This window comes from Arachidicoccus terrestris, from assembly GCF_020042345.1.
GTDB lineage: Bacteria > Bacteroidota > Bacteroidia > Chitinophagales > Chitinophagaceae > Arachidicoccus > Arachidicoccus terrestris.
On sequence record NZ_CP083387.1, the window covers coordinates 4681258 to 4695762 of the forward strand.

The window sequence follows — 14505 nt, forward strand, 5'->3', positions numbered from 1 at the left end:
CCGCCGCATTAATCTTTAATCAGCGCCTTTATGGATCTGAGGCCGCGGACACCTCCCTTAATTTCTGTATCGGCGCCTAACTGCCCTGATAACTGACCGGTTTTGAAGGGGTGGGACAACTCCAGTGAAGAACTGTTTTCCATTTCGAGTTGGAAATTCTTAAAGGCAAGTGGCTGGATAAATCTTACCGTGCTGTTATTGGCAACTATATGAAACCCTGTCATCGGAGCAAATGTCGAATCAAATTTATTTTTGCTTGCCTGACAGCTGTCCCGCACGAAAATAATTTGCCCTTTTGGCAAGATTGTATCCCGCTTTAATACATACCTGAGATTTTCACTGCCCATTTCTAATATAGCGCCGTCTTTTAGATAAATAAATCCAGGGGCCGTATAAATACCGTCCAGTGTATCCGTATTCCAAGAGGCAAACCCGAGTTTACAATTATCCGCAAGTACAGGTATATTCCCGGGTAGCTCCAGAACTAACCTGATGTGATGGAAACTTCGAAAATCGTTCATCCCCTTGGTTGTATCCTTATAATAGGCAAAGACCAGAGTATCTCCCAGCCGTTGGATCTGCACACTGTCTTCTCCGGATTCCTTTATCAGAGTATAGCTATTTTGGCTACCATGTGTAAAAACTGTACAGAAGGTATCTGTACTTATCCGATCATGACGGGGTCCGATTAATTTAATCGCTTTTACATCGTCCAGCGGTCCACGTGATCTGAGCGAAGGGTCTTCTTGTCGTATATGTCTTTCAATCTGAAAATGGCCGGTACGGACTTGATGACGCAAGACTATGGCTACTAACAGAGGAATAGAAATCGTTAAGGCCAAAATACAAAGAAGTATCTTATTGCTGTTTTTTGCTTTCATCACCGAAAACTTTTTAATAATTTAAAGAAACGCTGTTTGATCAGAAGATCTCGGACTAAGTATCCAAATTCTTTTTAAATTGTTCAAATGGCTGTTGGAGGTCCGTTATATCCATTTTGAGCAGATACATCGTTTTAAAGACTTGTGGCAAGGATTTACTGGTAAACTCCTGTTGCAGATATATAAGGGCATTGGACTGGCCATGAGGTGCAATAAAATAGCCAATGCCTCTTTTATCAAAAATGATCTGCTCGTTTTTAAGTACTTCATAACTGCGCATAACAGTATTAGGGTTAACCTCCATTTTTACTGCCAGTTCTCTGACACTAGGTATTTTCTCTCCAATAGACCATTGTTCCAGTATAATCTGTTCACAGACATATTCGACAATCTGCAGGTAAATAGCCTGGGTACTGTTTTCAAAATGCATCATCAGATAATTTTTTTAAATCTCCTTTTCTCTCAACCTGAACCAAGCTGCCGACCAAAAGAGCGGCGCCCAGCCCAAAAGACAAATCCACTTCAAAACAAATCTGACAGATTCCGGCATTCTATATACTTTATCTCCACCATATCTAGGATGTAAACCGGATTCACTCCAAGAGTGGTTAGGAAAGAAAGCGTCCTGTAAATTATTTAAATAATAAATCCCTAAGCAAAAGAATATGGCGAGAGCAATAAGCGTTAATAAAAATGAAAAACGTTTAAAGTAGACTGAACCTAATAGAAACAAAGCTTGTACCCCAAAAAATAGTATGGCAAAATAACCAAGGGCTTGGTCCAACCAGACATTTTGACCAAATTTAGCGGCAGTATAATGAAACTGATCGGGATGGGCAGCAGCTTTTGCTTTGACAATTAAAACCGTCAGCCATTGCATGCCATAAAAACAAAGACTAAAGATGAACGTAAAGAGCAGCGTGTTATACACGATCAGGGTTAGTAATTTTTCAAAGTGGCTGGCAGGAAGTGTCAGGTAGTAAACTCCTTTCTCCTTTTTCTGTAGCACATCAAACGAGCCGCTGGCAAAAATAGCGCCTACAACATAGAGTCCAAACATATACATTACAAACAAGTCTGTCTGCCTGTAATCGTGATTAGATTGGACCCAAAAAAACAGGGAAATACCTATTGCTCCTATTATGGTCAAAATACCGTACAGGTATAACGTTCCATTTTCCATCCAATGCCTGCGCATCAGAAGTAACCACCTGCTTAAACTAAATGTCTGGTTCATATTGTTGATAAAATAAATTAGATAATAGTTTGTAAACCCACTCATTAGGATGCTGCCACGGCAAAAGCCTGGTCAATAGCCGGTCCGTTTAGGTTCACGGCTTTGTACAGCATTTCCAGATCGACTTTGCCGGCATTCATTTCACCCGCTGCAGCCTTTTTAATATAAGCAAGGCCGCTCAGCACACTTTCACTATAAAGCGTATCCTGAGGGAGCGTTTTCTCAAAACTAAAGCCAAAGTGCAGTACGTCCTGGATCGTTCCCATATCATAATGAAAGCGGATCTCGCCGTCATCCAGAATTGTGATATAATCAATCAGAGATTCCAGATCCCGCACTTGATGGGTGCTGATGATAATATATTTATCTTCTGTGACTACACTGGCCATTACTTTTCTAAATTGACTCTTACTGAGAATATCTAATCCATTGGTCGGCTCATCCATTAGTAATAATTTCGTATTACAAGCCAAGGCGAAAGAGATCAGTACTTTTTTTCGCTGACCATAGCTCATCTGATCAAGTGGATGGCTCACCGGCACATCAAACTCCTTGAGATACTCCCAAAACTGCGCTTCATCAAATGCCGGGTAAAAAGGGCTGTTACTTTTCATAAAACGAGGCACAGAAACGGAAGGCAAATAGAACTCTTCGGCTACCATAAAGGCCTCCTGTAAATACTCCGGATGGCGTTTAGAAGGATTATACCCAAAGGCTTCAATGGACCCTTGATCCGGGAAAAGCAATCCCATCAGCGTACGCAGTAAAGTGGATTTGCCGGTACCATTCTTACCCAATAATCCATAGATATGTCCTGGTCTTAATTCCAGGGTGAGGCGGTCAAAAACAGTGCGACGTTTATAAGCAAAACCTAAAGACTCAATTTTAATCATGGCTTATGATTTGAGTGTATTAGTTTATTAGTACACTACAAATGTAAACATTATTTTTACAAACCACCAATTTTATTTTGAATTTTTATCAAATTCATCGAACCTTATCGTAATACTCTGGCACCCAGAACAAAGGGGTCCGCCAGCTGGCGGACCCCTTTGTTCTGGGGCGTAAATACTGTTTAACAACGAGCCTCTTATCCCCGGTTATGGGTTCCGGATTGATGCTCCAGATTGGGTAGAAAACCCGTAATAATACCCAGCAGCGGCAGAAAGGAACAGAGCTTAAATATATATTCAATGCTGGTCCTGTCCGCCAGCCAGCCTAAAAATGCCGAGCCGATACCCCCCATGCCAAAGGCAAATCCAAAGAAGAGTCCTGCGATCAAGCCCACCTTGCCGGGCACCAGATCAGTGGCATAAACCAGTATGGCAGAAAAGGCAGAAGATAAAATGAGCCCGATGATCACGGCCAGTATGATGGTCCATGTCAGGCCCACGTAGGGTAATAGTAATGTAAAAGGCGCTACACCTAAGATGGATATCCAGATAATGTACTTTCTGCCAAACCTGTCTCCCAGTGAACCGCCGATCACCGTTCCGGCGGCCACCGCCGCCAGGAAGGCAAATAAATACAATTGAGAGTGTTGCACACTGACATTAAACTTGTCGATCAGGTAAAAGGTAAAGTAACTGGTAATACTGGCCATATAAAAATACTTGGAAAAAATCAGCACCAGCAATATGAACAGTGAAATGCTGATCCTTTTTGAGGATAACCTTGGTCCGGCATCAGCTTTGGCGGCTTTAGGCTTAGACCTTACATAGACCAGATGTTCTTTATACCAGTTTCCCACTTTAATCAATACCAGCATGCCGAGTACAGCAGCAATCGCAAACCATATAATGTAAAACTGTCCGTAGGGTACAACAATCAATGCGGCCAGCAATGGTCCGGTGGCGCTCCCCGCATTGCCACCTACCTGGAAGATAGACTGCGCCAGGCCTTTTTTTCCGCCTGACGCTAAATGCGCCACCCGGGAAGACTCCGGATGAAAGACAGAGGAACCCAGGCCAATTAAAGCGACAGACAATAGGATCAGATAAAAGCTTGAGGCAAACGACAAGGCGATCAGCCCTGATAAGGTGAACCCCATGCCAATGGATAGAGAAAAGGGCCTGGGCTTTTTATCCGTATACCGGCCCACAAATGGCTGCAATAAAGAGGCCGTCATCTGAAAAGTCAATGTGATGAGCCCGATCTGCGTAAAGGATAATTTGTAGTTTTCCTTTATAATCGGATAGACAGCTGGTATTACGGACTGCATCATATCGTTGAGCAGGTGCGTAAAACTAATCGTGAAAAGAATGGAAAATACCGTCTTCTCAGCCAGGGATTTTGGGGAAAGGCGCTGTGATGCTGCAGGATTTACAGAAGGAGGATTATTTTTCATTATGTATGTTGCTTTGTCGGGCTGTGATGGAGCCATGCGCCCGGTTAAACATGATCGATGATGGCAGTGGCTGTGTTCCAGGCGGCTTTCGCATCCTGCTTTTTAATGTATTTTAGTAACTGTTCATGTAGTTGCTGGCTTTGTATAAAAGGCAGGGTATCATTATAAATTTGTAAAAACCAGGCTTCCACGTGCGTGGCTGCAGCTTTATATAAGTCCAGAAGAATCTCATTCCCGGAGGCTTCCGCAATGGTAATGTGAAAATGGATATCGGCTTTGATAGCGCCTGCTAAATCTCCGGACTGAGCAGCCCTGTTGCGCGCCGCCAGATATGCTTTCATTTTTTCAATGTGCTTTGCTGTATAATTTTCTGCAGCTTTCTCTGCGATCTTCAGTTCCAGGAGCTTCCTTACCTCATCCAGATCTTTGATATCAGCCCGTTTTAGCCTTTGGCCCAGGGGCTCACTTAAGGCTACCTGACTTTCAACAAAGGTGCCCACGCCCTGCTGAACACTTAATAATCCCCGGTTCGCCAGGATCTTTATGGCCTCTCTCACAGAAGACCGGCCTACACCGAAGGACTTCATAAGTTGCAGTTCAATAGGTAGCTTATCGCCTACTTTAAATACGCCAGAAGTAATCTGCTGCTGCAAACGTACAGCCACTTCATCGGCGAGGGATCTTTTCTTTATCATTGTATGCACGGTGTTAAAAAATAAATTCATCATATCATCTGATGAATTACAAAGGTAATCGATTTCCCCAGAAAAATAAACGGCGGGCGGTTTATTTTTTGCTTATCCGCCTGGGCGGAGGCAGATCTTGATCCTGATGTGTGTATAACGATCCATACATGGCTTAGTTATTCTGCTCATTCCAATAGTAACTGTCCGGATATATCCGCTTACCGAAAATAGCGGTACCGACTCTTACAATGGTAGCACCTTCTTCTATGGCTATTTCCAAATCTCCACTCATACCCATAGAGAGCTCCCGCATCTGCACATTCGGTATATGAAGGGTTTTGATGTCTTCACTCAGCTGTTTCAGTAATTGAAAGCAAGGTCGCACCAGTGCAGGTTCGGCACTGAAAAGCCCGATGGTCATCAATCCTCTTATATGTAACCGGTTTAGTTGAGCGACCGCCTTTATCAGATCAATCGCGCCGGCAGGATCTACACCGAACTTGCTTACCTCTTTTGATGTATTGACCTGGACCAGTACATCCAGGTGCTTATCTTCAATCGTCAAACGCTGGTGTAGTTTTTCTGCCAGCTCCAAACGATCCAGAGATTCTATACAGTCGATATTATAGCGAAGGATTTCCTTTACCTTATTGGTTTGTAGGTGTCCGATGAAATGGCTTTCATGTGGTATACGGGCAAGCGCCTCATATTTCTCTTTGACTTCCTGAATTTTATTCTCTGCAATCAATCTGTAACCGGCGTTCAAAGCAATCTCAATACGTTTAGCTGATACGGTCTTGGTGGCCAGTAACAATTTTATCTCTTCCCGGTTCCTGCCACTTTTTTCGCAGGCATTCATAATCCTGTTTTCGATGGCTTCAATATTTTGGATTAATTCATCGTGCATTTCAGTAGATCCTCAATTATTTTAGTTGCGTAATGATATGCTTTGTAAAGGTAGTAGCTTTCGTATTCAACGGCAAGATTGCCCTTTTGAGGTATCGACTTATTATAAGATATCAACATTATTATAAAGACTTCCGGATGTACTTGTCGCTGTTATATAAGACAAACGTGCTGAGAAAATGCATCAGAGCAGGCATTAAAAAAAACAAACAACTGGTAGTATGCAGTCTTCCGGACGGAATGCAAAAATAATTCATGATGCAAGTAATTGGTAATCTATCTTATATATAATTAATATACAAATAATCCGCCGAAGAAAAATCTCTCAAAAAAAAATCGTAGTTTTACAATTGATAAATACTCCAACCGACTAACCCAATAAGCTTTATGTATCTTTTGGGTTTTCCTTAATCATTTATGAAGTAGACCCACAGGATACTAAAGACGAAGGTGTCTTGGGTATGAACCTATAAATACGAACATCATTATGCTTTTTGGAAAGAAAAAAAATCGGGAGACTGCGGTCGAAAAACAACACAGTCAGCAAGGCTTTAGTGGCGGCGCTGAAAATCCATTTTTAAAACCAGGTGATATTATCCGCTTACGCTCCAGGGAAGGAAAATTTCAGGTGGCTTCTACAGACCATGATGGATTTACCGTTCATCATTATCCGGTCAAACAAAGTGGCGCCCGTCTTATCCAATGCCGATGGGAAGATTTCAGGCACTGGTCCAGACAATAGCAACAAGTTACACATTTATCATTCTGCTGCTATTATTAGCATTTGTCAGGCTGGTATCGTATTTTCGTATATAAAGAAATAAACCGCTCCAACAAAGGTGTCACACCTTAAGGAGCGGTTTGTTATTTTAATTTGATGGATGGAACATGTACCTCTGCTGATACCTTCTCAAAAGAAACCGGTAATATGCACTTTATAACTGCCGGATCTTAATATTTCTCCAGGCACTGGAGCCCGGATGTTGTTGTAAGGCAATATGTCCCTTAGCCACTTTACCAAAATCCGCAAAGGCTTCATTGGCAAACTTACTGCCGGCCACCATTTTATTCCAAGCTTCACTACCCATCTGGCCTTCAAAGGTCTTGATACCATTCAGGTAAAATGTCAGATGGCCTTTATCCTGAATAATGCGGACTTTATTCCATCCCCCTACCGGTACAGGCTTAGAGACTGTTGCGTCTCCCGACATATCATATAAACAGCCGGCCAAATGATTTTGTTTTTTATTGTCCTCGGCATTAATATTGTCCAGGACCTGCATTTCCGGGCCCGTTAAATAAGTTGCGCTGTATTTTGGATCTTCCTGTACATCGAAGATAATACCACTATTTCCACCTTTGGAGATCTTCCATTCCAGATTGAGCTCGAAGTTCTCATACACATCATTGGTGACGATATCCCCACCTCCCGCATCTGGCTGACTGGGATCAAAAACCAAGGCTCCATCTTTTACCTGCCATTTAGAACCCACCGTATCTTTCAGATAAGTGTGCCACCCAGAGGTCGTCTTACCGTCAAATAGCAATTTCCAGCCTGCTTTCTTTTCTTTTTTTGTAAGCGTATTCGGTTTTTGTGCCATTACAGCGGATCCGGTAAAGGCAAAAAAGATACCGGCGAGAAGTAGTTTTTTCATTGTTTATTTTTTGTTTTAAATATTACTGATCAAGAATGCATTAAAAAAACGCCTGATCGCATTTTTATTCGATTAAGACGATTGAATGCGATGAAATCACAACTAAAAATAACAAAACTAATCAGGAATAGCACCTAAAATGTGTGGATTTAGGTTACGGAGAGTTTTGATTTAAATTTGATTAACAATTCAAATCAGCCCTTTCTGTGGTTAGGATCCTAGCCAGGATAGCTGTAAATAAAGGTATTCTTATGATTCAGGAACTATTTGCAGGCCTATGCAGTAACAAAATGGTCTGATTTTAGTTAGGCTTGTTAAAGACTACGGAACTATCTGGTAAAGGGCAGGTATTCAAAGTCTAATGGGGATTATTGTGCCGTGATAACAAAAGAGTGGCTGACACAATAAAATCCAGGTGCGCTTCCCTCTATTGACATTAATATTAAGGTAATGGCGAAACAATACTGTGTTCAACATCAAGTCCGGTGCGCCAGGCTGCTCCATACAACAGCGGAGATGGCGCATGGCGCGTTTTCTTACCCGATTGGTCTGGCAGATCATGCAGCAAAATGCACATGCTGCCCTGCTTCTGCTGTAACCGCCCGTCAACGAAACAGCGGCGGTATTGTTCTTTTATTGTCAGCCGTGATGCTTATGATAATATCTATTTCCAGCTATGGGCAATTAAATACACGTAATGAAAGAAACGACTCTATAAAACCTTATACAATGACGGATAGCAGCATGCTGCCTGCGTATATGCAGCCTGATACCAGCCGACAGCAAGCTATTCAGCCAATACCAGACAGTATACAAATGGATATATGGGATCTATACCGGCAACTTTTTCATAAACAAAAAGACTCCGCCAAGGCGCCATCAGCCATTACCGTTGTGCCGAACATCTCTGCCAACCCTACGATCGGGTTTCAGATCGGCATTAAGGCGGTTGCAGGTAAGGTCCTGGGTAAAGATCCTAAAACTTATTTATCCGTAGCGGCCACATCTGCGTCGATTACTACCAAAAATATTCTGTATTTTTACCTTACACACAATATATTTACCAACGGTAATAAGTATAACCTGCAGGGAGCATTGATTGCTTCTAAATCCGTTACACCGGATTTTGGGCTAGGCAGTAGGCCTGGTCCGGACGGCACACGCAAGGGCTATGTCTTCAATTCTCAATACTATCAATTCAAAGAGAAAATCTATAAAGAGCTGGCGCCTCATTTATATGGTGGAGCGGGACTGGAATTCGATATCCGCCGAGGAACAACAATGAAGGGCGGCGATATTGAGACGACGCCCTATGGTCAGTATAATGCCAGATATGGGTTCAGGCAAGACAGGTATAATTCCAACGGCTTTCTGTTTGATGTACAATATACGACCAGGGACAATCAGAACAGAGCGTTTAAAGGCATATATGCAAATGCAGGTATCCGGCTGAATCAAACCTGGATCGGCAGCACCAAGAATGCCACGCAACTGAATCTGGACCTGCGTAAGTATGTCAGCCTGTCTCAAAAACACCCGGAACACATATTAGCCTTCTGGACCTGGAGCTCCTTTGTGTTGGGTGGACGACTCCCCTACCTGGAATTACCCGGCACGGGCAGAGACATCAATTTCAGAAGTGGCAGAGGCTATACCATCAGTTTTTTCAAAGGAACCCAATTTTTTTATTATGAGACAGAATACCGTTTTCCCATTACCCGTAATCAACTCTTAAGCGGGGTTACCTTCTTCAATCTTGAAAGCGTTAACGACGAATCTGTACATCAGCCACTGTTTCACTCCTGGCAACCCGGTGGTGGTGCAGGGCTGAGAATCTTGTTTAATAAAGCGACCAGAACCAATCTTTGCCTTGATTATGCCTTTGGTAAGTTCGGCAAAAAAGGCTTCTTTTTGGGGTTGAACGAGGCTTTCTAACCGGTTTTTCTACCAGCGCTGCTTACTGCTTTCCGGGGATGATCCTGATTTGCGTTGGGGTCGGACCGCTCTGTAACCACTTCCGGTGGTACCGCGCGAAACAATATGGTTGCTCCTCATTGCCGCTTGATTACAAACGTCATTAAAAGATTAATGTGGATAACCTGTCTATTATAGACATATTACTCTCACTTCGTCTGTAACTATTGATATGACTGGGTTATAGATGTGCATATCTTGCCTAAGATATACCTCTAAATAGTAGGAACAGGCCGTCTTTTCGATCTATCTTGCAGCCGTTAACAAAGAAAGAATTTGGCTGGTTAAGGTGTTCAATCACGACTCAGCCATCAATAACAACAAAAAAATGCAATATGATGACTTCAAAGCCAAATGAAAAAGAAAGTTCTGATCTAGTACTGGACGTAGACAAATTCAAATACCTGAATTTAATGACCGATTATGGGTTTAAAGCGTTTTTGGGAGATGCAAACAATATTGATTTATTGATCCAGTTTTTGAATGATTTATTTGAGGGTGAAAAGACCATCAGCCACATTCAATTGATGGACAAGGAAATTCTTGGCACAACGACCTATTACAAAAACGGGATATTGGATATTCTCTGCGAAGGACAGGATAATAATGAATTTATCATTGAAATTCAGCGTGTAAAACAACCTTTTTTCAAAGATCGTTCTGTCTTTTTTACTAGTTCGCGTATCTATAATACAGCACGGAAAGGCCTTATTGAAGGAAATAAGAGCGATTATCGACAAAAACCTGTCTATTTTATTGGTTTGCTGGATTTTGAAATAGAAGGTTCTAAGCCCAATGATTATAAAAATGTCGTACAGCTGTGTGATATAAAAGACGGAGCTGTTTTTTCCGATAAAGTGACCTACATATACCTGGAACTCCCTAAATTGTCCAAGGGCGTTTTTGATAAAGCGGACAAAAACATGTCCAGCCTTGAAAAGTGGCTTTTTATGATTAAAAATCTGCATAACTTAACGACGTTACCAGATTTTTTGCAAAAAGCCCCTTTCAAGAAAGTATTGAAAATTGCAGAAATTAGGAATATGTCAGATGATCAGAAACGAGAATATGAACTGAGTCTTCGTAAACTATGGGACGAAAATGGCATTCGGCAAGGCGGCTACAATGATGGCTTTGACGACGGCTTTGAAAAAGGGGTCGACGTTACACAGCGTAAGTTTGAACAACAGATCAACAAGGCAGAAAAAATGCAGCGGCTCAGTATAAAAAACATTTTGGAAACAGGTGGCCTTAGTATCACGCAAATTGCACAAGCTTTCTCAGTCGATGAAGCCATAATCCTGGAAGTCAAAAATTCAATAGAGAAGTAATTGCCTGAAAATTAGACAGCTGTTGCTGTTGAGTTAGCCCTTTACAGTCAACGAGTTTGCCGGATGAGGTTTGTTTGCTCAAAACGTTTGCCAGATTATTTCCCATTCATTTCTGAGTGGGAAATAATCTGGCAACTTGTTGAATGAAGCAGCAATGAATTCCCTAAAAACAGTGCATCCGTTCATACGCCACGCCTGTCCAAACAATGGATTGGCTGGTTTGATTCAGGCCGGTGGGTCATTATAAATTCCAGCCTGTCACCTCCATCAGCGCCTGAGCTTCACTTCCCTCCTTTTTGGCCCCCGGGAGATCCTTCACCGCATAGGTACAAGTAACAACTCTTGATTCGCCCGGCGCCAGCTGTAGGTAGTTGTCACTATAAATGGCCGGCAATATATCTGCACCTGCACTACCGGAGGCTGTTTGCTGAGCTGCACGCACCCGCACCTGAAAGGCCACCGTGCTGCCGGTATTGGTTAACTTCAACGTATGCCGTATAGAGTCTCCCGCGGCGCTATTAATCAGCTGGCTGGTCTTGCCAATATCAAGTGTCGTTTTACCTAAAGCTTGCAAATCCGTGTAATCGGCGTAAGCAGACTGTGGTGTCATCCACCAGTTCGACTTCGCCCAGTTCAGGACGTCTTTCTTTCTGGAGAGCCAATACCAGTTAATGCTAACGACCTCTCCCGCCTTATTTTTTAACTGTAAGCGAAGAAAATAGGTATTTGAGAGATCTGTCATTGTCTGCGGCAGGCTGAAGAGATGTTGGATAGCGTCTGCCCCTACTTCTGTCGGCGTCTCTTTGGAAAAGACTGTTTTACCTTCCAGGTTATAGACCTTCGCGGAGGCCGTTAGCCCTTTTTCCGCCTTAAGCCTGGAATTCACCAATGCGATGCCGTGGGTAGCATAGGAATACTGAATATGTAAGGGCTCCATTGCTTTTTTAATGCCAAAATAGGTGCCACCTGGATTCAGATAGTAATCAAAAGTATGCCAGATCAGACCCGGCCAGGGGTTGGCGCCCATCCACTGTATCACACCGGTAGCGGTGTGATACTTATGTAAGCCGTAAGCCTCCATCATTGCCCGATGCGCTTCATAGTTCTGTGCCTGCGCCTTCTTTGCATAGTCCTTCATATCGGTTACCTTGCCATAACGCGCAAACAAGGCCTGATTAAACACTTTTGTATCGCCAAACTTCATGGTCCCGCAGTGATAGTTCCAATCCTCGGAATCATACCAGAGCCCGTCTTTTGGCAGGAACCGCGTAAGGCTTTCATAGGGAGGAATAGAAGGACCGGGAGAAATTTCAGTCGCAAAGCTCCATGCGCCTCCATATTGTCTGGATTTATCAGCTTCCCAATAGATCGGGGATACCCACTCATAGGGACCGGCCATCTTGACGCCGCTATAGCCAGAGACTTTGGACTTTTGTTCATTGGCTGTGGCCAGGATCGGGTTAGGCCAGTGCAACCCTTTTTCAATGTTTAAGTAGTCTCTTTCTACGGATTGGATCCGGGGCGGCATATCACTGCCGTTTAGCCATACCATGATACAGGCTTTATTTCTGAGCCAATACATCATGGAACTGTCTGAGGCCATTGCCACCTTCCTTTCAGCCGTAGTCCAGTTTTCCGGATACTGCCAGGCACCACAGCACATCCACCCTGTCATCACCAGCATCCCATACTTATCACACAGATCATAGAACTTCTCATCTTCAAACTTGCCCTCCGAACGGATGATATTCAGATGCATATCCTTGTATAGCTTAATTTCCTGTTCTTGCCTTTCAGTAGAACGGCGTTGGAAAATATCAGGCGACCAGGCCGCACCTCTCAGCATGATCTTTTTGCCATTGATCCTAAACATCCTGGAATGATTATCGATCAGCTCAGAAGTTACCTCCCGTATGCCAAATTCGTCACGGACCGAACTGCAGATTTCATTGTTTTGATAAACGGATAATTCAATATCATTGAGTAAAGGTTTTCCGTACTGCCAGGGCCACCAGATCTTCGGATGGGTAATATTCAAAGCAGCATAGCTATCAGGCGTAAAGCTGATGTCTTTTTTCTGACCGGGTCCAAGTGACACCTTTTTTTTGAGGGTTATATCCTTATTGATCTTAGCCTGCACTTCGATCTGTTGCGCCTTATCGGTATAATTGGTCACCAGACCATGGACCGTCAGGTGGGCTATATCCAGAGAAGGCAAATCAAAATGCGTAACGACATGTGGATACTGAACGCCTACCTTATTGTACCAGTGAATAACCACTTCATTGATAATACCGGCATTATAGTCCGGTGGATAATGAATCCAGTCTGCATAATCGATAGCCAGATCGCCATCCTTTCTATTCGGCCTGAAGGGTCGCTGAATCTCCAGGGCAAGAACGTTATCCCCCATTTTTGCATAGCTCGTTATATCCAGGTCTATGATTCGCATCGGGCCTTTAATTTCGCTGGAATCCGCTACTTTATGGCCGTTCAACCAAACATTCGCCTTATAATTAATGCCCTGTAACTTTAATACAATGTTTTTTCCCTTATAGCCAGCATCTATTGTAAAGGCCTTTCGAAACCACCAAGGCTTGTCCATAGCCGGATCATCCAGTTTTTTGAAATTCTGTCCCATAAATGGATCAAAGTCATAATAGTCACTAGCCATTAGTCCACCAATAATAGTAGAGGGTATTGATATTTTAAACCAGCCAGCAGGCTGATAGGTGGGGTTTGTGAGTGTTGCTCCATCTGCCTTGACCTTCAAAGCGGACTGCATATTCCAGCCATCCATAAGTATGATCTGATTGCTGGGATTAATATTATCTTGATTAGAGTTGGACGCTGGTTGACAGGAGCCATACACACCCAGCAGACAAAACGTTGCCATCGTTAAAATCCGCAACTGTGTTATCATAGTCATGAGGTATTTTTTGCATTTTGATAAAAGGCAGCCCAATTCCTATTGGGCTCATTGTATCTGTGATAGCCGTTATCGCCATCTATTCAGTCAAAAATACCATCTTTTGCTCTATTTATGAAGCAAATTGATGCCGATATAGAAATACAATCGGTAAAACTGTAAAAAGACTGGACAGTTCTTTATGAATTTACTAACCAGATTTTCATCAATTATGTAACCAATTTTTTTCTGCGAGGTAACCAATTCTTTACTTTTAGAAACGGTAGCCAGATTTTGATAAATTTACTAACCAGATTTTCATCAATTATGTAACCATTTTTTTTCTGCGAGGTAACCAATTTTTTACTTCTAGAAACGGTAGCCAGATTTTGATAAATTTACTAACCAGATTTCATCAATTATGTAACCATTTTTTTTCTGCGAGGTAACCAATTTTTTACTTTTAGAAACGGTAGCCATATTTTGATAAATTTACTAACCAGATTTTCATCAATTATGTAACCATTTTTTTTTCTGCGAGGTAACCAATTCTTTACTTTTAGAAATGGTAGCCAGATTT

General features: G+C 42.6%; 12 protein-coding genes. 3 read left to right on the forward strand and 9 right to left on the reverse strand.

Features of this window, described 5'->3' with window-relative positions; all coding sequences use genetic code 11:
* Window positions 1-8: 8 nt before the first annotated feature.
* From K9M52_RS18220 to K9M52_RS18250, 7 genes are all read right to left on the reverse strand, one after another.
* Complete coding sequence (locus tag K9M52_RS18220) at window positions 9-881, reverse strand: hypothetical protein (RefSeq protein WP_224069871.1); 873 nt, start codon at window positions 879-881, stop codon at window positions 9-11.
* 55 nt (window positions 882-936) lie between these two features.
* Window positions 937-1314, reverse strand: coding sequence for a GntR family transcriptional regulator (locus K9M52_RS18225; RefSeq protein ID WP_224069872.1), 378 nt, complete (start codon window positions 1312-1314; stop codon window positions 937-939).
* 12 nt (window positions 1315-1326) lie between these two features.
* A complete protein-coding gene (locus K9M52_RS18230) occupies window positions 1327-2118 on the reverse strand; it encodes a hypothetical protein (protein WP_224069873.1) in 792 nt (263 codons plus the stop codon).
* Between the two features lie 44 nt (window positions 2119-2162).
* Window positions 2163-3011, reverse strand: coding sequence for an ABC transporter ATP-binding protein (locus K9M52_RS18235; protein ID WP_224069874.1), 849 nt, complete (start codon window positions 3009-3011; stop codon window positions 2163-2165).
* A gap of 197 nt (window positions 3012-3208) precedes the next feature.
* Window positions 3209-4465: an MFS transporter gene (locus tag K9M52_RS18240; protein WP_224069875.1), complete on the reverse strand. Its 1257-nt coding sequence runs from the start codon at window positions 4463-4465 to the stop codon at window positions 3209-3211.
* A 44-nt stretch (window positions 4466-4509) separates the two neighbouring features.
* The gene (locus K9M52_RS18245) at window positions 4510-5160 is read right to left on the reverse strand and encodes a FadR/GntR family transcriptional regulator (RefSeq protein ID WP_224069876.1); all 651 of its coding nucleotides are present in this window, start codon (window positions 5158-5160) and stop codon (window positions 4510-4512) included.
* A gap of 163 nt (window positions 5161-5323) precedes the next feature.
* Window positions 5324-6058 carry a YggS family pyridoxal phosphate-dependent enzyme gene (locus K9M52_RS18250; RefSeq protein WP_224069877.1) on the reverse strand — a complete coding sequence of 245 codons (735 nt, stop codon included), beginning with the start codon at window positions 6056-6058 and terminating at the stop codon, window positions 5324-5326.
* Window positions 6059-6544: 486 nt separating this feature from the next.
* Here K9M52_RS18250 and K9M52_RS18255 point away from each other — a divergent pair, with 486 nt between their 5' ends.
* Window positions 6545-6799, forward strand: coding sequence for a hypothetical protein (locus K9M52_RS18255; protein WP_224069878.1), 255 nt, complete (start codon window positions 6545-6547; stop codon window positions 6797-6799).
* Window positions 6800-6992: 193 nt separating this feature from the next.
* Here the strand turns inward: K9M52_RS18255 and K9M52_RS18260 are convergent, their stop codons facing one another.
* Window positions 6993-7712: a 3-keto-disaccharide hydrolase gene (locus K9M52_RS18260; RefSeq protein ID WP_224069879.1), complete on the reverse strand. Its 720-nt coding sequence runs from the start codon at window positions 7710-7712 to the stop codon at window positions 6993-6995.
* A 450-nt stretch (window positions 7713-8162) separates the two neighbouring features.
* Between K9M52_RS18260 and K9M52_RS18265 the strand changes: the two genes are divergently transcribed.
* Window positions 8163-9647, forward strand: a complete 1485-nt coding sequence (locus K9M52_RS18265) for a BamA/TamA family outer membrane protein (protein ID WP_224069880.1) — start codon at window positions 8163-8165, stop codon at window positions 9645-9647.
* A gap of 374 nt (window positions 9648-10021) precedes the next feature.
* Window positions 10022-11017: an Rpn family recombination-promoting nuclease/putative transposase gene (locus tag K9M52_RS18270; protein ID WP_224069881.1), complete on the forward strand. Its 996-nt coding sequence runs from the start codon at window positions 10022-10024 to the stop codon at window positions 11015-11017.
* Window positions 11018-11258: 241 nt separating this feature from the next.
* On the opposite strand, the gene K9M52_RS18275 is transcribed toward K9M52_RS18270, so the two are convergent.
* Window positions 11259-13946: a glycosyl hydrolase 2 galactose-binding domain-containing protein gene (locus tag K9M52_RS18275; RefSeq protein WP_224069882.1), complete on the reverse strand. Its 2688-nt coding sequence runs from the start codon at window positions 13944-13946 to the stop codon at window positions 11259-11261.
* Window positions 13947-14505 lie beyond the last annotated feature (559 nt).

Excerpts from the sequence above, each read along its gene's own strand:
- K9M52_RS18260 (WP_224069879.1), bottom strand. The coding sequence starts at position 7,712 with ATGAAAAAACTACTTCTCGCCGGTATCTTTTTTGCCTTTACCGGATCC.
- K9M52_RS18270 (WP_224069881.1), top strand. The coding sequence starts at position 10,022 with ATGATGACTTCAAAGCCAAATGAAAAAGAAAGTTCTGATCTAGTACTG.
- K9M52_RS18240 (WP_224069875.1), bottom strand. The coding sequence starts at position 4,465 with ATGAAAAATAATCCTCCTTCTGTAAATCCTGCAGCATCACAGCGCCTT.
- K9M52_RS18250 (WP_224069877.1), bottom strand. The coding sequence starts at position 6,058 with ATGCACGATGAATTAATCCAAAATATTGAAGCCATCGAAAACAGGATT.
- K9M52_RS18230 (WP_224069873.1), bottom strand. The coding sequence starts at position 2,118 with ATGAACCAGACATTTAGTTTAAGCAGGTGGTTACTTCTGATGCGCAGG.
- K9M52_RS18275 (WP_224069882.1), bottom strand. The coding sequence starts at position 13,946 with ATGACTATGATAACACAGTTGCGGATTTTAACGATGGCAACGTTTTGT.
- K9M52_RS18265 (WP_224069880.1), top strand. The coding sequence starts at position 8,163 with ATGGCGAAACAATACTGTGTTCAACATCAAGTCCGGTGCGCCAGGCTG.
- K9M52_RS18220 (WP_224069871.1), bottom strand. The coding sequence starts at position 881 with ATGAAAGCAAAAAACAGCAATAAGATACTTCTTTGTATTTTGGCCTTA.
- K9M52_RS18245 (WP_224069876.1), bottom strand. The coding sequence starts at position 5,160 with ATGATAAAGAAAAGATCCCTCGCCGATGAAGTGGCTGTACGTTTGCAG.
- K9M52_RS18225 (WP_224069872.1), bottom strand. The coding sequence starts at position 1,314 with ATGATGCATTTTGAAAACAGTACCCAGGCTATTTACCTGCAGATTGTC.
- K9M52_RS18235 (WP_224069874.1), bottom strand. The coding sequence starts at position 3,011 with ATGATTAAAATTGAGTCTTTAGGTTTTGCTTATAAACGTCGCACTGTT.
- K9M52_RS18255 (WP_224069878.1), top strand. The coding sequence starts at position 6,545 with ATGCTTTTTGGAAAGAAAAAAAATCGGGAGACTGCGGTCGAAAAACAA.